This is a genomic window from Anaerococcus sp. HMSC068A02 (genome assembly GCF_001811125.1).
In the GTDB taxonomy this organism is placed as follows: Bacteria; Bacillota; Clostridia; order Tissierellales; family Peptoniphilaceae; genus Anaerococcus; species Anaerococcus vaginalis_C.
In genome coordinates, this window is the sequence record NZ_KV803771.1 from 42,460 (window position 1) to 64,470 (window position 22,011).

24 protein-coding genes and 1 riboswitch are annotated in these 22,011 nt (G+C 28.7%); of the genes, 13 read left to right on the forward strand and 11 right to left on the reverse strand.

What is annotated here, in order from left to right; all coding sequences use genetic code 11:
* Window positions 1-5 precede the first annotated feature (5 nt).
* Complete coding sequence (locus tag HMPREF2782_RS07405; RefSeq protein ID WP_070641933.1) at window positions 6-719, forward strand: GntR family transcriptional regulator; 714 nt, start codon at window positions 6-8, stop codon at window positions 717-719.
* Window positions 720-868: 149 nt separating this feature from the next.
* A complete protein-coding gene (locus HMPREF2782_RS07410; RefSeq protein WP_070641935.1) occupies window positions 869-1,495 on the forward strand; it encodes a PepSY domain-containing protein in 627 nt (208 codons plus the stop codon).
* Between the two features lie 441 nt (window positions 1,496-1,936).
* On the opposite strand, the gene HMPREF2782_RS07415 is transcribed toward HMPREF2782_RS07410, so the two are convergent.
* From HMPREF2782_RS07415 to HMPREF2782_RS07435, 5 genes are all read right to left on the reverse strand, one after another.
* Complete coding sequence (locus HMPREF2782_RS07415) at window positions 1,937-2,146, reverse strand: DUF3784 domain-containing protein (RefSeq protein ID WP_070641936.1); 210 nt, start codon at window positions 2,144-2,146, stop codon at window positions 1,937-1,939.
* Window positions 2,147-2,155: 9 nt separating this feature from the next.
* Entirely contained in the window at window positions 2,156-2,704 is a 549-nt protein-coding gene (locus HMPREF2782_RS07420) for a folate family ECF transporter S component (protein ID WP_070641938.1), read from the reverse strand.
* 39 nt (window positions 2,705-2,743) lie between these two features.
* A riboswitch (THF riboswitch) is annotated at window positions 2,744-2,824 on the reverse strand.
* 54 nt (window positions 2,825-2,878) lie between these two features.
* A complete protein-coding gene (locus HMPREF2782_RS07425) occupies window positions 2,879-3,820 on the reverse strand; it encodes a 2-keto-3-deoxygluconate permease (RefSeq protein ID WP_070641939.1) in 942 nt (313 codons plus the stop codon).
* Between the two features lie 64 nt (window positions 3,821-3,884).
* Window positions 3,885-4,145, reverse strand: a complete 261-nt coding sequence (locus tag HMPREF2782_RS07430) for a prevent-host-death protein (protein WP_004839526.1) — start codon at window positions 4,143-4,145, stop codon at window positions 3,885-3,887.
* Between the two features lie 153 nt (window positions 4,146-4,298).
* Window positions 4,299-4,985 carry a GntR family transcriptional regulator gene (locus HMPREF2782_RS07435; protein WP_070641940.1) on the reverse strand — a complete coding sequence of 229 codons (687 nt, stop codon included), beginning with the start codon at window positions 4,983-4,985 and terminating at the stop codon, window positions 4,299-4,301.
* Between the two features lie 544 nt (window positions 4,986-5,529).
* Here HMPREF2782_RS07435 and thrS point away from each other — a divergent pair.
* From thrS to HMPREF2782_RS07450, 3 genes are all read left to right on the forward strand, one after another.
* Entirely contained in the window at window positions 5,530-7,455 is a 1,926-nt protein-coding gene (gene thrS, locus HMPREF2782_RS07440; protein WP_070641942.1) for a threonine--tRNA ligase, read from the forward strand.
* 134 nt (window positions 7,456-7,589) lie between these two features.
* Window positions 7,590-8,768, forward strand: coding sequence for a carboxylate--amine ligase (locus HMPREF2782_RS07445; protein ID WP_070641944.1), 1,179 nt, complete (start codon window positions 7,590-7,592; stop codon window positions 8,766-8,768).
* A gap of 56 nt (window positions 8,769-8,824) precedes the next feature.
* Window positions 8,825-10,189, forward strand: coding sequence for an MATE family efflux transporter (locus HMPREF2782_RS07450; protein ID WP_070641945.1), 1,365 nt, complete (start codon window positions 8,825-8,827; stop codon window positions 10,187-10,189).
* A gap of 12 nt (window positions 10,190-10,201) precedes the next feature.
* On the opposite strand, the gene HMPREF2782_RS07455 is transcribed toward HMPREF2782_RS07450, so the two are convergent.
* The gene (locus HMPREF2782_RS07455; protein WP_070641946.1) at window positions 10,202-11,053 is read right to left on the reverse strand and encodes a hypothetical protein; all 852 of its coding nucleotides are present in this window, start codon (window positions 11,051-11,053) and stop codon (window positions 10,202-10,204) included.
* Between the two features lie 61 nt (window positions 11,054-11,114).
* Here HMPREF2782_RS07455 and HMPREF2782_RS07460 point away from each other — a divergent pair, with 61 nt between their 5' ends.
* A complete protein-coding gene (locus tag HMPREF2782_RS07460) occupies window positions 11,115-11,765 on the forward strand; it encodes a hypothetical protein (protein ID WP_070641948.1) in 651 nt (216 codons plus the stop codon).
* 67 nt (window positions 11,766-11,832) lie between these two features.
* Here the strand turns inward: HMPREF2782_RS07460 and HMPREF2782_RS07465 are convergent, their stop codons facing one another.
* Window positions 11,833-13,107: a glucose-6-phosphate isomerase gene (locus HMPREF2782_RS07465; RefSeq protein ID WP_070641950.1), complete on the reverse strand. Its 1,275-nt coding sequence runs from the start codon at window positions 13,105-13,107 to the stop codon at window positions 11,833-11,835.
* 398 nt (window positions 13,108-13,505) lie between these two features.
* Here HMPREF2782_RS07465 and rbr point away from each other — a divergent pair, with 398 nt between their 5' ends.
* From rbr to nagB, 4 genes are all read left to right on the forward strand, one after another.
* On the forward strand, window positions 13,506-14,099 hold the full coding sequence (gene rbr / locus HMPREF2782_RS07470) for a rubrerythrin (RefSeq protein ID WP_070641952.1): 594 nt from the start codon (window positions 13,506-13,508) through the stop codon (window positions 14,097-14,099).
* 271 nt (window positions 14,100-14,370) lie between these two features.
* On the forward strand, window positions 14,371-14,640 hold the full coding sequence (locus HMPREF2782_RS07475; protein ID WP_004839516.1) for an ACT domain-containing protein: 270 nt from the start codon (window positions 14,371-14,373) through the stop codon (window positions 14,638-14,640).
* Window position 14,641: 1 nt separating this feature from the next.
* Complete coding sequence (locus HMPREF2782_RS07480) at window positions 14,642-15,997, forward strand: PFL family protein (protein ID WP_070641953.1); 1,356 nt, start codon at window positions 14,642-14,644, stop codon at window positions 15,995-15,997.
* A gap of 126 nt (window positions 15,998-16,123) precedes the next feature.
* Entirely contained in the window at window positions 16,124-16,846 is a 723-nt protein-coding gene (gene nagB, locus HMPREF2782_RS07485; RefSeq protein WP_019118772.1) for a glucosamine-6-phosphate deaminase, read from the forward strand.
* 89 nt (window positions 16,847-16,935) lie between these two features.
* Here nagB and HMPREF2782_RS07490 read toward each other — a convergent pair whose 3' ends face one another.
* From HMPREF2782_RS07490 to HMPREF2782_RS07505, 4 genes are all read right to left on the reverse strand, one after another.
* The gene (locus HMPREF2782_RS07490; protein WP_070641955.1) at window positions 16,936-17,412 is read right to left on the reverse strand and encodes a hypothetical protein; all 477 of its coding nucleotides are present in this window, start codon (window positions 17,410-17,412) and stop codon (window positions 16,936-16,938) included.
* Window positions 17,413-17,491: 79 nt separating this feature from the next.
* Complete coding sequence (locus tag HMPREF2782_RS07495; RefSeq protein ID WP_070641957.1) at window positions 17,492-18,013, reverse strand: sigma-70 family RNA polymerase sigma factor; 522 nt, start codon at window positions 18,011-18,013, stop codon at window positions 17,492-17,494.
* Window positions 18,014-18,223: 210 nt separating this feature from the next.
* Window positions 18,224-18,445, reverse strand: a complete 222-nt coding sequence (locus tag HMPREF2782_RS07500; protein ID WP_004839511.1) for a DUF2922 domain-containing protein — start codon at window positions 18,443-18,445, stop codon at window positions 18,224-18,226.
* Between the two features lie 19 nt (window positions 18,446-18,464).
* A complete protein-coding gene (locus tag HMPREF2782_RS07505; RefSeq protein ID WP_004839510.1) occupies window positions 18,465-18,647 on the reverse strand; it encodes a DUF1659 domain-containing protein in 183 nt (60 codons plus the stop codon).
* Window positions 18,648-18,806: 159 nt separating this feature from the next.
* Between HMPREF2782_RS07505 and HMPREF2782_RS07510 the strand changes: the two genes are divergently transcribed.
* The 3 genes from HMPREF2782_RS07510 to HMPREF2782_RS07520 are packed head-to-tail and all read left to right on the forward strand — an operon-like array spanning window position 18,807 to window position 21,388.
* Window positions 18,807-19,715 (forward strand): class C sortase, encoded by a 909-nt coding sequence (locus HMPREF2782_RS07510; protein WP_019118768.1) that lies wholly within the window; start codon window positions 18,807-18,809, stop codon window positions 19,713-19,715.
* Window positions 19,699-20,580, forward strand: coding sequence for a class C sortase (locus tag HMPREF2782_RS07515; RefSeq protein ID WP_070641959.1), 882 nt, complete (start codon window positions 19,699-19,701; stop codon window positions 20,578-20,580). The genes HMPREF2782_RS07510 and HMPREF2782_RS07515 overlap by 17 nt, the downstream gene beginning before the upstream one ends.
* Entirely contained in the window at window positions 20,549-21,388 is an 840-nt protein-coding gene (locus tag HMPREF2782_RS07520; protein WP_070641961.1) for a class C sortase, read from the forward strand. The genes HMPREF2782_RS07515 and HMPREF2782_RS07520 overlap by 32 nt, the downstream gene beginning before the upstream one ends.
* Window positions 21,389-22,011: the final 623 nt, after the last annotated feature.

Sequence of the window (22,011 nt, forward strand, 5' to 3'; positions counted from 1 at the left end):
AAATTATGTCAGCTCTTTACTCAAAACTCATAGATGAGTTGATCACAAAAATTTCCTTTATGGAAAAAGGAGACAAGCTCCCATCAGAAAGGCAACTTTGTAAAGACTACAATGTATCAAGAACAACTGTAAGAAATGCAGTTGGCTCTTTGGTAAATTCTGGCATGCTTTATCAAATTCAAGGAAAAGGAACTTTTGTTAGAGAACAAAATAGGCAAAATCTTTCAAATTATTATTCTTTTACTGAACAAACAAAAAGAAATGGCAAAAAGCCAAAATCAATTGTTATAAATTTTGAAATAAAAGAAGCAAATAGCGAGCTAAAAAAATTGTTAAAATTGGAAAAAGATGACAAGATAATTAAATTTGATAGGCTTAGGCTTGCTGATGACATAGCAATGATGTATGAAACAACAATTATTCCTTACAAAAGATTTTCAAAAATAAATAAACAATTATTATCAAAAAAAGCCCTTTATGATATATTTGATGAATTATTTAATACAAAAATCTACCAAGTTAAGGAAAGTTTTTCAGTATCAAGCGTAGAAAATGAAAAGGCAAAAGCTTTAAATATGAAAAGCCAGAGTCCTTGTTTAAAAATTCAAAGAGAAAGTTTTGATATAGAAAATATAATGATAGAATATACAATTTCTTATGCGAGAGCAGATAAATTCTATTATGAAACATCTTATAATCCCCAATCATTAATTAAGTAGGTCAAAATGACCTGCTTTTTTATTTTCTAAAATATAAATCAATAAAATAGAAAAGCAAATAAATATTATTAAAAAAATATCAAAACTTGTTTAATTTTTTAAAAGCAGTATATTAAGACTGTATAAATTTTAAAATATGGAGGAAAAAAATGAAATTTAATAAAAATTTAAAATATGGAGCATCTGCTCTTGCCCTTGCTCTTTTACTTTCAGCTTGTTCTGGAGAAAATGCAAAAAATGCAAAGGAAGACGCAAAAGATGCTGTAAGCAATACAAAAGCAGCAGTTTCAGAAGAAGTAAATTCAGTTAAAGACAAGGCTGAAGACAAAAAAGATGAGATGACAACAGGAATTGAAGATAAAGAATTTAAAATCTCACTTGATGATGCTGTTAAAAAATTTAAAGAAGAATTTAAGGCGGATGAGATAGAAATTTCATCTCTTGAATTTGATGAAGATAATGGAAAATATGCTTATGACATCAAAGGATTTAATGGAAATGATGAATATGAAGCAAAAATAGATGCTGATAGCGGAGAAATTTTGTCAAAAGAACAAGACAAAGAAGATGATTCTAGTGATAAAAAAGCTATCGATCTTACAAAAATAAAAGATTCAAAAGAAGCTATTAAAAAAGCACTTGAAAACAACAAGGGATTTGTAAAATCCTATGAATTAGATGTAAATGATGAAGGAAAAACAGTTTACGAAATCGACGTTGTTGGCGGAGACGATGTAGAACTTGACGCTGAAACTTTGGATATAATTCAAAAATAATAGGAAATTTAAAAAAATAATTGATTTTAAATTCTTAGCTTGTATAATGAAAGTGTAAAGAAACTAATGTATAAGATGCATTAAAAAAGACAGGAATCGCACTCCTGTCTTTTTTTGTGGCTTAATGTTTTGCTTAATTCTTATCGTCAAGCCATTTGCAAATAAAATCATAGATAAAATTTGCTATAACGCTAAGAATAATTGAAACTAATATATTTTTAAGATGCATAATACTCACCTCCTTTTTAAATTATGGAGATGTTAGCAAAACATCATTTATATTTTATCACAAGAATTATTTAAAAAATAGGAAATTTCAAAATGGATTTTCTAATTTTAACTTGTATAATGAAAGTGTATAGAAGTTAACAAGTTATATGCATTTAAAAAGACAGGAATTGCGCTTCCTGTCTTTTTTTGCTTTAATCTTTGCATAAATTTCTATAAACTTAGGAATAATATAAAGAAACTTATTCCTAATATTAATTCAATCAATCCTACTTTTTTTGCATATTTTTCATCTTTTAATCCGTTTTTATAATCTTTTTCAAAGTTATTTATAAAATTATATTTTTTCTTAAAATAAATATTGAATCCAAAAAATATAAAGGCAATTGCCAATATTAAACTTATTATTTTAAATAATTTCATAAATTTCTCCTAGTAAGGAGCATTTTCTGGTTGTGCTCCCAATTTTTTTATCTCTATTCTTAAAATTTTTGCAAGTTTTGGCAAAATTATTAACAAAACTATGGTGTGAAATACGAAATTTATTGCCATCGTCGGAACTCTCACAGCAAATTGTGCCATAAATGGATTGCCAGTAAGTTGGCTAGTCCAAAGGGTATTTAAAAATAAACTGGTTATAAGAGAGTTTAAAATCGTAGCAAATACAATATTTTTTCTTGTGATTTCTTTTCTATAAAAAAAGAAAGTATAGATTAGGGCTGTGGCAATTTTTGTTGTAACAAAGGGAAAATAAAATCCTCCAGCTGTTGGGAAAATTAAATTTGAAATTACATCAATAATTATTGATGCAAAAACAGCAAGTGATGGATTAAAAATCGAGCACATAGCTGACGTTACAATAAAACCCAGTCCAACTTTTTGACTTACTGTAGTTATAGAAAAAAATCTTGAAACTACAATTGATAATGCCATAAAAAAAGATAGCAAAATCAAAGTTCTGATGTTCTTTAAATTTTTCATTTTTCCTCCTATTTGGTAGTCTGCCATCATAGGAAATGATGTAGCGGATGCAGGTTAAAATCTTTCGTCTAGAAACAACATCCCATTTTCTAGCACTTAACGCCTTAACCCTACTCTACCTATTTTATTTTTCTATATAATTATATCACTTAAAAATTTAAATAGAAATTATCTTTAATTTTCATTATCACACATAAGTTTATTTGCAAATTTTCCCATAATAAAAGGAGTAAAAAAACTTGTAAGTAAAACACCAAGAGCGATTTGAGCCGTTGCAGTTTGAGAAATAGCTGAAAGACTTTGGTCGCTATTAGCCAAAATTTCTGGAACAGAAGTTGAAAGACCAGCAATAGATGAAATTCCTATACTTGTTATACCATTCTCCTTTAAAATTTTTCTTTCATAGAAAAATAATATAGGCAAAGTTAAAATATAAAATAAAATACTTATAAAAATCCCTTGAAAACTAGCCTTGAAAGCGCTAATTAAATTTATACCAGAACCAAAAGACCAGCCCATAAAAGGAGTCAAAATATTAATAGCAGGATAAAAAAATTCAGCCATTTGACGGTCAAAATTTCCAATAATTATACCAAAAATCAAAGGAATTAAAATCGAAATAAGAGGGGTCCAATCAATTACAGAACTTTTTGAAATTGAAAAAATCAAAATAGGAAAAGCGGGCATACACAAAATTTCTGCAAGAGAAAAAGCTGCAATATCATCCTTGTCCCCATAATCATAAGAAAGAGCAAGATATAAAGCAGGATTTAAAGAACAAATACAAGTGATAAAAGCAAGAGCAGAAATTCCAAAAATTCCATCAAGTCCAAAAAATTTAACAAACAAAATTCCAAAAATAAGAGAAATAATGAATTTTAATAAAAGGATAGAGCCTTGTTTTCTGATGATATTTTTCAAATTTTTCAAATCAAGAGAAGTTGCAGACAAAAAACAAATCAAACCGAGAATATAATTTATCCCATTTTTTGTAAAAAAAGTCCCAGAAACTGTACCAACATTAAAAAAATTTGGAAAAAAAGTATAAAAAATTGCAGAAATCAACATAGGAATAAGCAAAAGCCCTCCTGGGAATTTTTTCATAAATTTTAACATAAAAACTCCTTTTATCATTATAAAAAAAGAATTTTCCTAAAAATTTAAGAAAATTCTAATTTTTTTAATTATTTTCAATATCAAGTTTTAATTGAATATTGTATTCGTCCTTGATTTTTTCAATTAGTCTTTGAGCAAGATCCTCAATATTTTCATCAGGAAAAATTTCCTCTTTTTTAACTTCCTTGTAAGGAAGGACAATATATTTAATCTTGTTATTTTTCAAAATTACAGCAGAACCTTTTTTGTCAGCAAGCCTTGCAATTTTTGAAAAATTTTTGTTAGCAGTGGATATAGAAACTAAATTGTCGCCATTAATTTTCATACAAGCCTCCTATCCTATTTATAGCCATTTTACAAAAATTTAAAACAAAAATAAGAAAAGGCAATATGTAAAATTTAAAAATTCCATATTATTTTAAAACATAAATCCAATAAAAATTAAATCATATCAATTAGTTAAAATGAAACAAATAATTTAGAACAGCTCTTCATCTTCATCATTTGAAAAATCAATATCTTCAAGACTTGACATAGTGGTTGCCCAGTTTTTTTCAACAGCCTTTAAAGCCTTATCCAAATCTCTTTTTTTCAAAAATTTGATAATTTCTGCGTGTTCATCAAAACTTGACATCTTGTGGCTATCATCCTCAAAAAAATAAATATCCACCCTAGAAACTTTTCTTTTTAAACCATCAAGCAAAGATTCGATTTCTTTGTTTTGTGCAAGATCAATAATTTCTTTGTGAAAAGCTTGGTCTAATTCTAAAATTTTTATATGATTTTTTTTGTCTTGAACTTTTTTAATATTTTCATTAATATATTCAAGATTTTCTATCATTTCATCATTAATATTTTCAAATCCAAGCTCCAAAGCAAGTTTTTCCAAACTAGAAATTATAGGATAAATATTTAAAGTTTCATCAACATCGATAGGAGCAACCATTGTCCATCTGTTTGCCTTTGACAAAATAAGCCCCTCATCTTCAAGCCTTAAAATAGCCTCTCTAACAGGAGTTCTAGAAATCCCCAGGGCCTCAGACAATTCATTTATACGAATTTTTGATTTAGGTTTTAATTCGCCAGAAATGATTTTTTTTGAAATAAGGTCATAGGCTTCATCTTTTATAAATTTTCTTTTAATTGGAGAAGGTGTAAAATCCATAATAATTCCTTTCTTATTTCTTATAAGTATTATATCACATATTAGAAAATTTTAACAATTTTCTCTTAATTTTTAAATAAAAATTCATAGGCAAATGAAAATTATTTTGTTTTTATTGAAAAAATCTGAAAAAATTTTTAAAAGAATTTAAAAATAAAATTTTTTAAAAATAAATTTGCAAAAAAATATTTTGCTAGTAACATAGATTTATAAGAAAAAATAGATAGATGACGGGAAGAGTAAGGATTTTACTTTTTTTACAGAGAAAAAGTGTTTGCTGAGAGCTTTTGATTAAGATTATCCCCAAGACCACCCCTGATATTTTCGCTAATACGAAAGGCATGACCTGCCTTAAAACATTAATGAGTATAAATTAAGGTGGAACCACGACACATCGTCCTTTGGGATGGTGTGTCTTTTTTATTTAAAAATTTTAAATTCTATCTTATAAATTTATTTAATGGTTGTGCTTTATTTGAAATTTGTTACTAAATCTTTCTGAAATTTAAGAAAGTGTGGATAAAAATTTTTAAGGAGTGAGAAAATGATAAAAATTAAATTACCTGATGAAAGTGTAAAAGAATATGAGAAAGGCGTAAGTGTTGGAGATGTTACAAAAGATATTTCCGAAGGCTTATTCAGATCAGCTTTGGGTGCTGTAGTTAATGGAAAAGTTATGGGCTATGCTGAACCTATAAATGAAGATTCTGATTTTAAGGTTATAAAATTTGAAGACAAAGAAGGAAAAGAAATTTTTTGGCATACAACAAGTCATTTGATGGCTGCTGCTATTAAAGAAATTTGGCCTGATGCAAAATTTGCAATTGGACCTGCAATTGAAAGCGGATTTTATTATGATATAGATCTTGAACACAGATTTGTTCCAGAAGATCTTCCAAAAATTGAAGAAAAAATGAAAGAAATTGCCAAAAAAGATTTGAAAATGGTAAGAAAAGAAATTTCAAGAAATGAGGCTTTGGAATATTTCAAAAAAGAAAACCAAGAATACAAGGTTGAATTAATTGAAGATTTGCCAGAAGACGAAATTATTACTCTTTATGAAATGGGCGATAATGTATTTGTTGATCTTTGCAAGGGAGCTCATCTTCTTTCAACAAAATCAATCAAGGCAATCAAATTAAATTCTATAGCTGGTGCTTATTGGAGAGGCGATTCTGATAGAAAAATGCTTCAAAGAATTTATGGTATAAGCTTTGAAAAGAAAAAACAATTAGATGAATACATTGAACTTCAAGAGGAAGCTAAAAGACGTGACCACAGAAAAATTGGTAAAGAAATGAATTTATTTTCTTTCCACGATGAAGCTCCAGGATTCCCATTCTTTAAAGAAAACGGAATGATTTTAAGACATGAGCTTTTAAATTGGTGGACAGATGTTTTAGCTGAAAATGGTTACGGCGAAATTCAAACTCCACTTATTATGAACGAAGAATTGTGGCACAGATCAGGTCACTGGGATCATTACAAAGAAAATATGTATTTTACAAAAATTGACGGGGAAAATTATGCAGTTAAACCAATGAACTGCCCTGGATCAGTTTTAGTTTATGGAGAAGAACCACATTCATACAGAGATCTTCCAATTAGACTTGCAGAATATGGTCAAGTTCACAGACATGAATTGTCAGGAGCCCTTCATGGACTTTTCAGAGTAAGAACATTTACTCAAGATGATGCTCACGTTTATTGTCTTCCAAGCCAAGTAAAAGATGAAGTATTTAAAATGATCGACCTTGCAGATCTTTTATATTCAACATTTGGCTTTAAATATAAAATAGAATTATCAACAAGACCAGATGATTTTATGGGAAAAATTGAAGAATGGGATTTTGCAGAAAAAGCCCTAGAAGATGCTTTGATTGAAAGAGGAATTGATTATACAATAAATCCAAAAGATGGGGCATTCTACGGACCAAAAATTGACTTCCACTTAGAAGATGCAGCAAAAAGAACATGGCAATGTGGAACAATCCAACTAGATTTCCAATTACCACAAAACTTTGACCTAACATATATAGACGAAAATGGCGAAAAGAAAAGACCAGTAATGCTTCACAGAGCCCTTCTTGGATCAATCGAAAGATTTATTGGTTCAGTTACAGAACAATTTGCAGGAAGATTCCCACTTTGGATAAATCCAAAACAAATTGCAATCATTCCAGTATCAGATAAATTTGCAGATTTCGCAGATGATTTGGCTAAAAAAATCAAAGAAGCTGGCTACAGAGTAGAAGTTGACCACAGAAGTGAGGGAGTGGGATATAAAATAAGACAAGCCCAACTTATGAGAACAAACTACATGCTAGTAGTAGGTGAAAACGAAGAAAATTCTGGAAAATTAACAGTAAGAAATAGGGATGGAGAAGAAACAAAAGACGTATCTTTCGAAGAATTTATTGAAAAATTAGATGAAGAAAGAGATAATAAATCTTTAGAGTCAATATTTTAAATAGATATTTTAGAAGATTAGGGTTATAATTTAATCATTGGATTTAAGTCTAATGACGATTATTTCCCTTATTTTCTTTGTATATTGAATAAAATATTTTAAAACTTTATGATTTAGGAGGTTTTTTATTAATAATGGAAAAATTTAATGCTTTAATCTTGGGAACAGATTCCAATTCTTACTCCGTGGCAAGAAGTTTCTATGAAGCTTTTTCAAAAAAAGCTATTGTAGCTGGCAGTGCAGTATTAGTACCTTTTGTCGATTCAAAGATTGCTGATATTAATACAAAAAAGAATTTTTCAACAGATGATGATGTTTTTGTAAAACATTTAAATAAGATAGGTAAGAAACACAAGGATGAAAAATTAGTTTTTTTTGTACCAACTGAAGAATATATGTCAATGCTTTTAAAAAATCTTGACAGATTAGAATTTGATTACGAAATTCCATACCCTAACAAAGAAATGGGAGAAAAACTTATAGAAAAATCAAATTTTTATAAGTTATTAGATAAAAACAATATCATTTATCCAAAAACTCAACTAATAAATAAGGATAATTTGGATCAGTTGGATCTTGATGGCGACCTTTTTTTAAAAGCTGATGATTATTCACAATTTTTGGATTTAGACCTTAAAAATAAGAAAAAGGGTTATAAAATAAAATCAAAACAAGAGGCAATAGATATTTTAAAGGAAATATTTGAAAAAGGCTACGATCATAATATGATAGTCCAAGAATATATAAATGGAGTAGATGGAAGCGAATATTCCCTCAATGGATATAGAGCTAATGATGGAAAAGTTTCAATGACCTTAGCTAGAAATTTATTATCAGATCATAGAGATATGTGGGTTGGCAATCATCTTGTTCAAATCGACTATCAAGATGAAGAATTTTATGAAATTGCAAAAAAAATAGTTGAAAAAATAGATTATTATGGTTTATTTAACTTTGACTTCAAAAAAGATTCTAAGACAGGAAAAATTTATTGTTTGGAAATGAATGTAAGACAAGGTAGAACTTTCTACTATACAAATCTTTCAGGTGTAAATTTAATAGAGCTTGCTATAAAAGATAAGGTATTTGGCGAATCCTATGAAAAAAGACCAGACAAAAAATTTATGCTAAAAGCATTGTCAGATAGCTTTATAATAGATAATATTAATAAAGACTTGCTTGACGATTTTAACGAAAGATTAAGTTTTTCTCAAAATCCATTAATAAATGATCAAGATGATTCTAGAAAAAGAAGAAAAACAGTAGAAAAAAGTATAATAAGAAGAGAAAAGCAAATTGAAAATGAAGAATAAATAGCGGCTTTTGCCGTTATTTTTTCTGTTTTTTTTGTTTAAAGAAAGGAGTTTTGATGGCAGAAGTAAAATCAGAAAAACTTGGGAAAATGCCTGAGGGAAAATTATTGTTTGAAATGAGTCTTCCAATTATAATTTCCATGCTTGTTCAAGCAATTTATAATATTGTCGATTCAATTTTTGTAGCTAGATTATCAGAAAAAGCTCTTACGGCTGTAACAATTTCTTTTCCAATTCAAAATATAATTATTGCCTTTAGTGTTGGATTATCCATTGGTGTTTCGGCACTGTTGTCTAGGTATTTGGGAATGAAAAATGAGAAAAAGGCGAGCAGTGTTGCGGTTCACGGAATAATTTTATCAGCACTTATGTCTTTGATTTTTGTTTTTATTGCAATATTTTTTGTTGAACCTTTTATAAAAATGCAAACAAATGATCCTAAAATTATTTCTTATGGTATAGATTATCTTCACATAGTTTGCCTATTTTCTTTGGGGGTATTTTTCCAAATATTTTTTGAAAAACTTCTCCAATCAACAGGGCTTACAGTTTATACCATGGTTACCCAAGTCATTGGGGCGGTTATAAATATAATTTTAGATCCCATTTTTATTTTTGGACTTTTTGGATTTCCAAGACTTGAAGTTAAAGGTGCTGCTATTGCAACAGTTACTGGGCAAATTTTGGGAGCTTTGATAGGACTTTTATTAAATTTAGTAAAAAATAAGGAAGTAAAATTAACTTTCAAAGGATTTTCAATGTCCCATTTGATTTTTAAAGAAATTTTTTCAATAGGGCTTCCGGCAGCTTTGATGAATGCAATCACATCCTTTGCAACATTTTTTATAAATACAATCCTTGCAGGATTTGGCCAATCAGCCATAGCAGTTTATGGGGTAATGTTTAAACTACAAAGTTTTGAATTTATGCCAGTTTTGGGAATATCAAACGCTATAGTTCCGATAATTTCTTACAATTTTGGGGCGGGAAACAAAGAGAGAATAAAAAAATCAATAGAATTATCAATCACGTGGGCAACCCTTATGATAATTTTTGGTATGATAATATTTATGGTATTTCCAGAGACAATTTTAAATTTATTTTCAGCTACAGATAAAATGAAAGAAATAGGAATACCAATGATTAGAATTGTTGCGATTTCATATTTGCCAGTAGGATTTTCCATAGTATGCGCATCAATTTTCCAATCCCTATCAAGTGCAGGCATAGCACTTTTTGAGCCATTTTTAAGACAGTTTATAATTTTGTTGCCATTGATGTATCTTATTGGACAAAAAACTGGAGATATTGATAAAATCTGGTATTCATTTATAATAGCAGAATTTTTGGCAGGCCTATATTGTGCATATTTTTTAAGACGTGATTACAAAGAAAAAATAGAAAAAATAAATATAAAATAAGGGCGAATGCCCTTATTTTTTGTTTTTATGGATTCCCAAAAATATATAATCTAAAAAACCTAATCTTATTTGATAAAAAATAAGAGATAGGAAAAATACCACAAGTCCTGTTGCTATTTGTAGCAGTGGGCTTGTTAGATTTAGGAAGGAATTTAGGATTATTTTCGTAAAGGGGAATAGGTAGAGTAGTCCGCTCAAAAAATATTTTTCAAAATTCACTTCGTAAATATTTGTTTTTAGTATTAAATAAATTATCAAAACTACTGAAATGTGAAATCCTATAAAAATTTTATATTTGTCTATGGCAAGGATTTCTATAAAAAATATCAATAGGGTTATTATATAAAGGTACTTATTTACTTCTTTTGCTGGAAGAATTCTTGCGAAGGAGAAATAAATAAAAATATAAAATAAGTATTTTTGATATTTTTCGATAGCTTGTAAATATTTTGTGTTATATATAAGCAAAAATAAAATTAGACTTATTATTCCAACTGCCATGGAAAAATAAGAGCCAAATATTTTAGTTGAGCATCTTTCTATGATATATAAGAGAAAAATTCCTAGTAAAATTTTGTAATTTTTATTAATTATAGTCAAAAAATTTTTTCTTACTACATTTATGTTGTAAATATCTACTTTATCTAATAAAATAAGTATAAGGCTTAGTGTCAAAAGGGGAATAAAAAAATAAAAAACTTTTTTATCCTTTTGATTTGAAAAGATTACTGAAAAATATGCGCAAATATACAAAAAATATATTTGTGTAAAGGTTATTTTATTTGTAAATAAGGGTAAGTATATTGTAATTAAGGTAAAAATAATTGCTATAAGATCTGCTATTATTATTTTTTGTTTTTTCATAGTATCACCACTATGATTATATAATAATATAGGCTTAAAAGAAAATTATTTAGGGGAAATTATGACAAGGAAAAAAAGAAGCGAGGCTTTTTTGGAAAAAAGCCAGCCAAACAGACAAAACACAAATAAATACAATAATAAAAAAATCCAAGATAAGAGGCGAAATAGAAGAAAAAGAAAACAAAGGGATAGCTTAATCAAGCTCTTACTTGTTTTTATAATTTTAATGATACCATTGTTTTTATATCAAAAATTTATAAATACACCACAAAGGACTATAAAAAGGGCTGTTTCTTCAATTAAAAATTTGGATTATGAAAAACAAGAAAAATATTTTGATAAGATTACAAATGTAGAGGACATTTTGAAAAAATCTTATTCATCTGATAAGAAAGAACAAGAAGAATTTTTGAAGGCCAACTTTGCCAATTTAAAAGTCGATGTAAAAAGTAAGAAAAGGACGAAAGATGGATTGGAAGTTGAGGTTGATGTAACAAATATTTCCTATGTCGATGTATATGATAATTTAAAAAACAAAGACACAAATGTTCATGCAACATATATAAAAAAATTGTCCAATGACAATCAAGATAAATTAACGATAAGGGCAAAACTCCTTCTAGAAAAAAAATTTACCTACTACAAAATATACGAATCAAGAGATTTTGTAAATGGAATTTTGGGTGGGGCATTGAAATATTCTGATAAATAATAATATAAAAAGCTGTAGATTACTACAGCTTTTTTTGTAAAACACATTATAAAATTTTTAAATTTTTTTAATATCCTGGTTTTCCTAATAATTTGAACATTTGAGATTTATATTCTTCAACTCCTGGTTGATTAAATGGATTTACTCCTAGCATATATCCACTTACTCCAACAACTATTTCAAAGAAATAGAATAATTCTCCCAAACTTTCAGCTGAAACATCATCAATTGTCAATAAGATATTTGGAACATTTCCCTTAACGTGGGCAATTATTGTCCCTTCCATTGCTTTTTCATTTACAAAAGACATTTTTTTGCCAGCAAGATAATTTAGACCATCAAGATTTTCTTCATCTTCCATAATAGTAAGGTCCTTATTGGCATTTTGAACTTTCAAAACAGTTTCAAATAAATTTCTCTTGCCTTCTTGAATCATTTGACCAACAGAGTGAAGGTCGGTTGTATTATTTACAGAAACTGGGAAAATTCCCTTACCATCTTTTCCTTCACTTTCAGCAAATAATTGCTTCCACCATTCAGAAACATATTTTAATTTTGGCTCATAATTTACCAAAACTTCAAGGTCTTTGCCATCTTCATTTAACATATTTCTAATAGCCGCATATTGAATAGCCTTATTTTCTTCAAAAGAATCTACAGTATAATTTTCAATTCCTTTTTTAAATCCAGCGACAAATTTATCAATGTCAATTCCGGCAACACACAAAGGCAAAAGACCAACCGCAGAAATTACAGAAAATCTTCCCCCAATATCATCAGGAACTACAAAAGTTTCATAGCCTTCCTTATTAGCCAAATCTTTTAAAGCTCCCTTTTGCCTATCAGTTGTAACAAATATCCTTTCTTTAGCCTCTTCTTTTCCATATTTTTCTTCCAAAAGCTCCTTAACAAATCTAAAGGCAATAGCAGGTTCAGTAGTAGTACCTGATTTTGAAATTACATTAATAGAAAATTCTTTTTCCTTTAGATAATCAAGAAGTTCATGCAAATATTCCCCAGAAATTTGATGACCTGCATAAATTAATTCAGTCTTATCATTTTTAGGAAAATATCCTTTCATAGCATAGTCAACCGCCTTAGTACCAAGATAAGATCCGCCTATACCAATAGTTACCAAACAATCAGAATTGTTTTGGATTTTTTTGCTAGCTTTTTTAATTCTTTCATATTCTTCCATATCTAGGTTATTTGGCCTATCAATCCAACCCAAAAAGTCATTGCCTTCTCCGTCTTTGTTCATTAAAGAAGAAAAAGCATCAAGACTTTTTTCCTTATAAGAATTGAGATTTGATAAGTCGACATTATTAAAATCAATTTTCATTACAAATCCTCCTTTGGATAAATTATACCCAAAAAGGAATAATATGGGAAATTTATTTTGCTAATATAGTTAATAAATAAAGTAAATAATTAATTAAATAAAATTAAAAAGCAAAAAATTATAAAACTAAAAGCTTACCTTTAATCCTTAAATAGCGCAATATAATTTTATAGTTTGCTTACAAAAATATTTTGAAATCTAAATAAGTCGAAACTTTAAAAGTAATAAAATAGAAAGTCTCAATAATAGAAAACATTTCTAAATTGATAATGATAATAAAAATCACTATTTAGAATGATTAAAACTTTAGAATCATTCTTGACAAATTAAAATAAAAAGATATACTATAAAGTGTAAAGACGAAACGGTAAAAAAATACGTAGAAAGGAAGTACATATATGCCAGAATTAAAAGGAACAAAAACAGCTAGCAATTTAATTACATCATTTGCAGGTGAATCTCAAGCAACAATGAGATACACAATAGCAGCTAAAATTGCTAAAAAAGAAGGATATGTTCAAATCAAAGAAATTTTTGAAGAAACAGCAAGAAACGAACAAGAACACGCTAAAGTATTCTATAAATATTTAAAAGAAGAATTTAAATTAGATGCAATCGAATTAAATCCAGAATATACAGCATTTCCAGTTGTATATCATGATACATTAACAAATCTTGAAGGTGCGATCGGCGGAGAAAACGAAGAAGCTGAAGATATGTATCCAAAATTTGCAGAAGTTGCAAGAGAAGAAGGATTTGAAGAAATCGCAAGAAGCTGGGAACAAATCGCAAAAGTTGAAGCAGCTCACAGAGATAGATATCAAAAATTACATGATAATATCGAAAGTGGAAAAGTATTTGAAAAAGAAGAAACAGTTAAATGGAAATGTTTAAACTGTGGATATATCTACGAAGGCAAAAAAGCTCCAAAACTTTGTCCAGCATGTAAACATCCACAAGAATACTTTGAAGTTGCAAACTTTAACTATTAATAAGTAAAAAATAAACACGAAAATATAAAAAAACAAAAATTAGAATCTTTCAAAAAAAGTCCTGCATAAAGCAGGATTTTTTTTGTCCAAAATTATCTTATCTTAAATTTGCTTTCGATAAATTTTTAAAAAATTTAAAGTGCAAGTTAAAATTTTCTAGATTTTATTTTTAGTCCTTATTTTTTTGAAATTATTTTCAAAAATTATAAATAAATTTCAATATTTTCGCTAATGTGCTAAAATATTTGTAAGAAAATAAAAGGAGATTTTTATGAAAGCAATTTTAACCATAATTGGAAACGACAAACCTGGGATAGTGTATAGGGTAAGTGAGTTACTTTATAAATATAATATGAATATTTTAGATTTTAACCAAACTATAATGGAGAAAAATTTTGTGGGAATCATTAACGTTGATTTGACTAATGCAAACGAATCTTTTGAAAAAATAAAGGATGATTTGACAAAATTGGGCGAAGAAATTGGTCTTGAACTAAGACTTCAAAACGAAGATCTTTTTGATAAGATGGCAAGGATTTAATATGGATACAAAGCAAATTATTGAAACTATAAAAATGCTCGACCAAGAACACCTTGATATTAGAACCATAACCATGGGCATATCTCTTCTTGATTGTGCAGATAGTGATTATAAAAAATCATGCCAAAAAATTTATGACAAGATGATGAAAGAAACTGAAAATTTTATCAAAACTACAAAACTTGCCCAAGAAATTTATGGTGTTCCTATAATTAATAATAGAATTTCTGTAACACCAATTTCTTTGGTTGCGGCAAGCTCAAAAATTGATGATTATACGCCTTATGCAGAAGTTTTGGATAAGGTTGCTAAGGAAGTTGGCGTTGATTTTATTGGGGGATTTTCTGCCCTTGTTCACAAATCTATGACAAAATCTGACGAAATTTTGATAAATTCCATTCCTCATGCCTTATCTACAACTGATTATGTTTGTTCATCTGTAAATGTTGGTTCAACAAGATCTGGAATTAATCTTGATGCGGTAAAACTTTTGGGAGAAAAAATCAAAGAATTGGCGAAATTAACCAAGGACCAAGATTCACTTGGCTGTGCAAAATTTGTTGCCTTTGCAAATGCGGTCGAAGACAATCCTTTTATGGCTGGCTCTTTTCTTGGAGTAGGCGAAGGCGATACAGTTATAAACGTAGGAGTTTCAGGTCCTGGCGTTGTAAAATCTGCCCTTGAAAAAGATAGGGGAAAACCAATCAACGAGGTTTACGAAACAATCAAAAAAACAGCTTTCAAAATCACAAGAATGGGAGATTTGATAGGTCGTGATGTTGCAAAAAGACTTGGAAAAGAATTTGGAATTTTGGATTTATCACTTGCCCCAACTCCAGCAATTGGCGATAGCGTTGGAAGAATTTTAGAAGAAATTGGAATTGAAAATGTTGGAGGACACGGAACAACAGCTGCCCTTGCTATGTTAAATGATGCAGTTAAAAAAGGTGGACTTATGGCATCATCATCAGTCGGAGGACTTTCTGGAGCATTTATTCCAGTAAGCGAAGATGAAGGCATGATAAAAGCTGCCCAAGCTGGACATTTGACTTTCGACAAACTTGAAGCCATGACATCAGTTTGTTCGGTTGGACTTGATATGATTGCAATTGCCGGCGATACACCAGCATCAACAATTTCTGCTATGATTTTGGATGAGGCATCTATAGGAGTTATAAATCAAAAAACAACAGCCGTAAGAGTTATTCCAGTTTATGGCAAGAAAAAAGGAGAATTTGCAGAATTTGGAGGACTTTTGGGTTATGCTCCAATTATGGAAATAAATAATTCAAGTGCAGAAAAATTTGTAAATAGGGGAGGAAGAATCCCCGCTCCAGTCCATTCATTTAAAAATTAGGGCAAGGAAAAATCTTTTAAAAATCTAAAAGTCCAGTAAAATACTAATATCAAAACTTAGGCAAAATAAATTATATCCAAAGCCTAAGAGCAAAAAATATAGCATAAAAAATAAAAAGGAGAAAAAATGAAAGTAATAGTTTCAGAATCATACGAAGAATTATCACAAAAAGCAGCCGATCTTTTTATAAGCATTTTGCAAGAAAAACCTCAATCAAAATTAGGACTTGCAACAGGCTCATCCCCAATCGGATTATATAAAAACCTAATAAAAGCTCAAAAAGAAGGAGAAATTTCCTTTCATTGGGCAAAAACAATAAATTTAGACGAATACGTAGGAATTAGTCCAGAAAATGAACAATCCTACCAATATTTTATGAATGAAAATTTATTTAACCACGTAAATATCAAAAAAGAAAATACCCACCTACCAAAAGCAGACACAAACGATGAAAAATACGCAGAAGAATACAATAAATTATTAGACGATTTTGGAACAAGAGATTTGCAAGTTCTAGGACTTGGACCAAATGGTCACTTAGCTTTCAACGAACCAGGAGAATTTTTAAATAAAAGAACATCAATAGTAAAATTAGCAGATGCAACCATCGAAGCAAACTCAAGATTTTTCGAATCAAAAGATGATGTACCAAAATACGCTATTTCAATGGGAATGGCAGATGCTTTTAATGCCAAAACCCTAATAGTTGTAGCAAGCGGTAAAAATAAAAAAGATGTAGTTAAAAAATTAATAGAAGGTAAAGAAATCTCCCCATCTTTCCCAGCATCTTTCCTATCACTTCATCCAAACTGCTACCTATTTGTAGACAAAGAAGCAATGGGAGAATAAAAAAATAAGAGGCTGTTGCAAAAAATGACTTATTCATTTTTGCAACAGCCCTTTTTTAACGCGAATTTTCAAATTCCATAATAAGAAAATCACAAAGCAATTTCATCAATGAAATCCATAGATCTTCTCATCTTTGCCATATCTCTTACAAATTTCATATACATAATCTTGCTTGCATTGTTGAAATTATTTTTAAGAGCCCTATCCCTATTTAGACTTGAAAGAGTCATACCATTTTTAAGAATTATAGTTGAGTTTTTAATATCCTTTACATAATAACAATTAACAAAACCACGCCTAAAATCGTCATTTTCGGTTTGGTTAATCTTAAAAGGAAAAAACACATTAAAAGCATCGATGCAATAAGGTAAATTCCTAGAAACCTTTAAAATTTCCCTGATATTTTTGTGCATAAGTTTAACAGAAATAGATCTCTCACAAGCCATGTGTTTCAAAAAAACTTCGCAAGATCTCCTATCAACAAAAACTTTTTTGTTGGTATAAACTTCACATCCAATCCCAACTCCCTTGATTATAGTTGGAAGAATTGCAACAACTTTGTCCATAAATCCTCCTTTCTTTAAAGAAGAAAGACTTCTCTAGACATTAAGTGTACAACAAAATAATTCTTTAGTCAATAATAGACTAAACCAAATCCTCTTTCTCAAAATATTTCCTAAGTTTTTTAATAATAAGGTAATGATAATTTGTTATAGATTTAGGAGAAAGATTCAAAAGTCTTGCTATTTCCTTGTGAGGAAGATTTTTATCATATTTCAAATACAAAATTTCCCTCTCTTGCTTTTTTAAAGATTTAATAGCATTTTCCAATTCCTTTATTTCGATTTTTCTTACAAAATCATCCTCAATCGAAATATCATCATCTATTTTTTCTATAATTTCCACACCTTGCATATCCTTAGAATTTAAAGAATAAATTTTTTCTTTCTTACACTCATTCAAAAAATAAAAATACAGCCTATATTTCAAATATCCACCAAAAGACCCCTTCTTAGCATCAAAATCTTCTATAATTTCAAAAACCATATCCCTTGCCATAATATAAGCCTCATTTTTGTCAAAAATATCAAACCTATTTGCCATAGAAAGCAAAAGAGGTTGATATTTTTCAATAATCGCATCCAAATTTTCTATACATATTTTCATTAAATTTTCCTAACTGCGATCGCCTGTATTTGTCGACACCATAATTCTAGTAAAAATTTTGGAAAAAGTTTAATCAGATAAAATGCAAAAAAATAAAAAAAATTCGCCTAAAAGAGATTTGGCGATAGAAAAATTAAAGTAAAAGGAATTTAATATAAAAATTATTATAAAAAAGAGCAAAAGAAAAGACGGGAAAACCCGTCTTTTATCTTATGCTAGTGTAAAATCATCTCTTGAAATATTTTCCATATAGGCTTTGTTCATAGTTGTGATTTTACCTTCTTTTGTTTGGAGAACTTTTGAATTTATCATCTCTCCCATTTGTGCTTTTACAATTTCGTCATTCAAATTTGCTTTTGGATGGTCTATACTTACCATTTTTGTTTTGCCCAAGGCATCTTTGAAAGATAGTTTTAGTTTTTTTGTTTGCATATTATCTCCTTTCTTTTAATTAAATAACTTCTTCAGTGATTTTTTCAAAACTATATGAATCTGTTTCGCTTAGCTTTATATAAGCATTGGCAAAATTTTTAAGCTCGTCATTAGTTAGAGCATCATCTAGATTTGAAAATGTTCTAGAAACTTTCTTTACTTCTTGTCCTTCGTTTACATCGAATTTAATTCTTAGCTTCATATTATCGCTCCTTTCATATATAGATAATCAAAATTGAGAAAATGTCCATAAAAATTTTATAGATTTTCAAATTTCTAGAAAAAAGCCTTTATTAATAAGTATTTTTGGTGTAAGATTAAATCTAGTAAGAAAGATTTATAAAAAATTTATGGTGATAAAATGGAAAATAAAAAGAAAAAATCAAAAAAAACGAATATAGTGTGGAAATTAATATTTTTGATAGGAATATTAATTTTATTGTATCCTATTATATCCAGATTTTATTATAGGATTGAATCGAACAATCAAGTTGAAGTTTTTAATCAAGGAAAATCAAAACTTGATAAAGAAGAAATCCAAAGAAGAATGGGACTTGCCAAAGCCTATAATGACTCCTTGTCAGGAGGTCCTACAAATGATCCTTTCACTGAAAAAAGATACAAAGAAGGTAGAAAAGAATATGCTAGGATGCTTGAAGTTGAGGAAATGATCGGTCATATTGAAATTCCAAAAATAAACCAAGACTTGCCAATCTATGCAGGAACCAGCGAAGATGTTTTGCAAAAAGGAGTAGGGCATTTGGAAGGAACATCTCTTCCAATCGGTGGAAATAATACCCACACAGTCCTAACAGCTCACAGAGGTCTTCCAGAAAAAACTTTGTTTACAAATTTAAACGAGCTTGAAGTAGGAGATAAATTTTATATTCATAATATAGAAAAAACTATAGCCTACCAAGTTGACCAAATTAAAGTCATAGAGCCAAGCAATTTTGAAGATTTAATGATAGCACCAGGCCATGATTATGCGACCCTTTTGACCTGCACACCTTTTATGATAAATTCCCACAGACTTTTAGTAAGAGGACACAGAGTAGAATACGTAGAAAGTGTAGATGAAGAATTGATAAAAGAAAATAAAACAAATTGGATATTTAGAATTTTATTCTTCATAGCCCTAATTATAATAATCATACTTTTATGGAGAATTAGAAAACTAAGGAAAGAAAATAAAAAAACATCAAGTAAAATTGACCAAATCAAAGAAAAATTAGACAAGATAGGTGAAGATAATGAAAAGAAAGATTAATATAAAGAAAAATCTTCCCTTTTTACTAATATTTCTAGTAGGCTTTTTGATTTTTTCATATCCTTTTATAAGCCAAAAATTTTATGAAATAAAAGCCAATGATGAGATTGTTATTTTTAATAAAGAAAAAGAACAAATCGATAAAAAAGAATTAGAAAGAAGGATGGAGCTTGCAAGAATTTACAACCAAACTCTTGATCCATCAAAACTTGTAGACCCATACGACAAAAAAGTAAAAGATGCCAAAGCAGAATACGCAAAAATGCTAGAAGTTCACGAAATGTTGGGACATATAGAAATCCCAAAAATCGCAGTCGATCTTCCAATTTATGCAGGAACAAGCGATGACGTTTTGGAAAAAGGAGCAGGCCATTTGGAAGGAACATCCCTTCCAATAGGTGGCGAATCAACCCACACAGTTATAACAGCCCACAGAGGACTACCAAACGCACTTTTATTTAGAAATTTAAATCAAATGACAGAAGGCGATATATTTTATATCCATAATATAAAAGAAACCTTGGCATATAAAGTCGACAAAATCCAAGTTGTCGAACCATCAAACTTCGAACCGATTTTAGTTTCAGAAAAAAAAGATTATGCGACCCTTTTAACCTGTACACCTTATATGATAAATTCCCATAGGCTTTTGGTAAGAGGATATAGGATTCCATATACCCAAGCCATAGACGACGGAAAAGCAAACACACCAAGACTAAAACCAAATTTCTTCCAATTATTCTTAGTACTCTTGCCAATATTATTATTTACAATAATGGTATATCTAAGAGAAAAAAGATATTCAAAGAAAATAAAAATGGAGGTAATAGACATTGAAAGAAAACTCAGCGAAAAAGAAAATTAAAATCTTTGGCTATATATTAATACTTTTTGGACTGATAACACTTGCCTTTCCATTTTCAAAAAGAATCTATTCAAACATAGAAAACAAATATAAAATAGAAAAAATAATAAAAGCCCAAAAAGAAGACGAAAAATTTGACCAAATAGAAGAAAAAGCCAAAGAATATAACGAAATAGTAAAAAAATCCGATATATCTATGGTTGATCCATTTACAAGCAAAAATCTTGGCTCAGTAAATATTTTAAATAATCAAGATGATATATTTGCCTATATCGAAATACCAAAATTAAACAAAAAAATCCCAATCTATCTTGATGCAAGCTATGAGCATATAGCTTGGGGACTTGGACAAGTTTCAGGAACATCAATTCCAATCGGAGGCAAATCAACAAGAAGTGTCCTTGCAGGTCACAGAGGCTGGTGGGGAGATACCATGCTTTTGTACGCAGATGACTTAGTACAAGGCGATAAAATTTATATAAAAAGAGCAGAAAAAACCCTAACATACGAAGTTTCATCAAAAGAAGTAATAGGACCTTATGATTGGGAAAAATTAAAAGTTGTAGAAGGAGAAGACATTATTACCCTTCTAACTTGCCACCCATTTAGATGGCCAAGGCCAAAAAGACTTCTAGTAAACGCAAAAAGACTAGAAGAAAAAGAAGAACAAGCACAAGATGAAATCCAAACTACCCAAATAAGTAAAAATGTAAAAATCACAAACTATTTGTACTTAGGATTTTTGATAATAGATTTTCTTTTGATATTGTTTGTAATATCAAAAATAATAAAAACAATAAGAAAATAAAAAATAAAGAAAAATCAAAAAACTTGGAAGAAATTTCCAAGTTTTTTTTGTGCCTAAAATTAATTTTTTATATTTGGAAAATTTTTTTCCGTAAATAAATTCACTATCATTCATTTTCTGTTGAAAAAATATTTAAGAAATATTTTTACACTACTTATAAAAAATTAGAAATTTTCAACGATAAGCTAATAATTTTATAAGAATAAATAAACAAAAAAATTTAAAATTATTTGTAGAAAATTGAGCTTTCAAATATTTTTAAATATATATTAAGTTTTTAAAAATATGTAAAAAATGTGTTGACTAAAAATTTTTTTTTAGATATAATTAAGAAAACTTAGAATTGTCTAAATTCTAAATAAATATTTTAGGACGATTTAAAATTTAAATTAATTTTTTGAAATAAGATGATTTCAAAGAAATTTTTCCATGCTTAAATCAAAATCCTAAAGACATACTAATTTATTTAAGAAAAAATGTAGGCTGATACTTTAGCAATGCACAGGAAAAAATGTGGCAATAATTTTACTGCTTAAAAATCATGTGCTATTTATGGCTAAAAAACTAGACTTGTGGATAACAAGTCATAATTATTTAGGTAATTTTCAAAAAAAAAAAAAAAA

Excerpts from the sequence above, each read along its gene's own strand:
- HMPREF2782_RS07460 (WP_070641948.1), top strand. The coding sequence starts at position 11,115 with ATGACAAGGAAAAAAAGAAGCGAGGCTTTTTTGGAAAAAAGCCAGCCA.
- HMPREF2782_RS07465 (WP_070641950.1), bottom strand. The coding sequence starts at position 13,107 with ATGAAAATTGATTTTAATAATGTCGACTTATCAAATCTCAATTCTTAT.
- HMPREF2782_RS07420 (WP_070641938.1), bottom strand. The coding sequence starts at position 2,704 with ATGAAAAATTTAAAGAACATCAGAACTTTGATTTTGCTATCTTTTTTT.
- HMPREF2782_RS07455 (WP_070641946.1), bottom strand. The coding sequence starts at position 11,053 with ATGAAAAAACAAAAAATAATAATAGCAGATCTTATAGCAATTATTTTT.
- HMPREF2782_RS07445 (WP_070641944.1), top strand. The coding sequence starts at position 7,590 with ATGGAAAAATTTAATGCTTTAATCTTGGGAACAGATTCCAATTCTTAC.
- HMPREF2782_RS07480 (WP_070641953.1), top strand. The coding sequence starts at position 14,642 with ATGGATACAAAGCAAATTATTGAAACTATAAAAATGCTCGACCAAGAA.
- HMPREF2782_RS07500 (WP_004839511.1), bottom strand. The coding sequence starts at position 18,445 with ATGCAAACAAAAAAACTAAAACTATCTTTCAAAGATGCCTTGGGCAAA.
- HMPREF2782_RS07430 (WP_004839526.1), bottom strand. The coding sequence starts at position 4,145 with ATGAAAATTAATGGCGACAATTTAGTTTCTATATCCACTGCTAACAAA.
- HMPREF2782_RS07410 (WP_070641935.1), top strand. The coding sequence starts at position 869 with ATGAAATTTAATAAAAATTTAAAATATGGAGCATCTGCTCTTGCCCTT.
- HMPREF2782_RS07515 (WP_070641959.1), top strand. The coding sequence starts at position 19,699 with ATGAAAAGAAAGATTAATATAAAGAAAAATCTTCCCTTTTTACTAATA.
- HMPREF2782_RS07450 (WP_070641945.1), top strand. The coding sequence starts at position 8,825 with ATGGCAGAAGTAAAATCAGAAAAACTTGGGAAAATGCCTGAGGGAAAA.
- HMPREF2782_RS07435 (WP_070641940.1), bottom strand. The coding sequence starts at position 4,985 with ATGGATTTTACACCTTCTCCAATTAAAAGAAAATTTATAAAAGATGAA.
- nagB (WP_019118772.1), top strand. The coding sequence starts at position 16,124 with ATGAAAGTAATAGTTTCAGAATCATACGAAGAATTATCACAAAAAGCA.
- HMPREF2782_RS07510 (WP_019118768.1), top strand. The coding sequence starts at position 18,807 with ATGGAAAATAAAAAGAAAAAATCAAAAAAAACGAATATAGTGTGGAAA.
- HMPREF2782_RS07405 (WP_070641933.1), top strand. The coding sequence starts at position 6 with ATGTCAGCTCTTTACTCAAAACTCATAGATGAGTTGATCACAAAAATT.
- thrS (WP_070641942.1), top strand. The coding sequence starts at position 5,530 with ATGATAAAAATTAAATTACCTGATGAAAGTGTAAAAGAATATGAGAAA.
- HMPREF2782_RS07415 (WP_070641936.1), bottom strand. The coding sequence starts at position 2,146 with ATGAAATTATTTAAAATAATAAGTTTAATATTGGCAATTGCCTTTATA.
- HMPREF2782_RS07505 (WP_004839510.1), bottom strand. The coding sequence starts at position 18,647 with ATGAAGCTAAGAATTAAATTCGATGTAAACGAAGGACAAGAAGTAAAG.
- HMPREF2782_RS07495 (WP_070641957.1), bottom strand. The coding sequence starts at position 18,013 with ATGAAAATATGTATAGAAAATTTGGATGCGATTATTGAAAAATATCAA.
- HMPREF2782_RS07475 (WP_004839516.1), top strand. The coding sequence starts at position 14,371 with ATGAAAGCAATTTTAACCATAATTGGAAACGACAAACCTGGGATAGTG.
- HMPREF2782_RS07490 (WP_070641955.1), bottom strand. The coding sequence starts at position 17,412 with ATGGACAAAGTTGTTGCAATTCTTCCAACTATAATCAAGGGAGTTGGG.
- rbr (WP_070641952.1), top strand. The coding sequence starts at position 13,506 with ATGCCAGAATTAAAAGGAACAAAAACAGCTAGCAATTTAATTACATCA.
- HMPREF2782_RS07425 (WP_070641939.1), bottom strand. The coding sequence starts at position 3,820 with ATGTTAAAATTTATGAAAAAATTCCCAGGAGGGCTTTTGCTTATTCCT.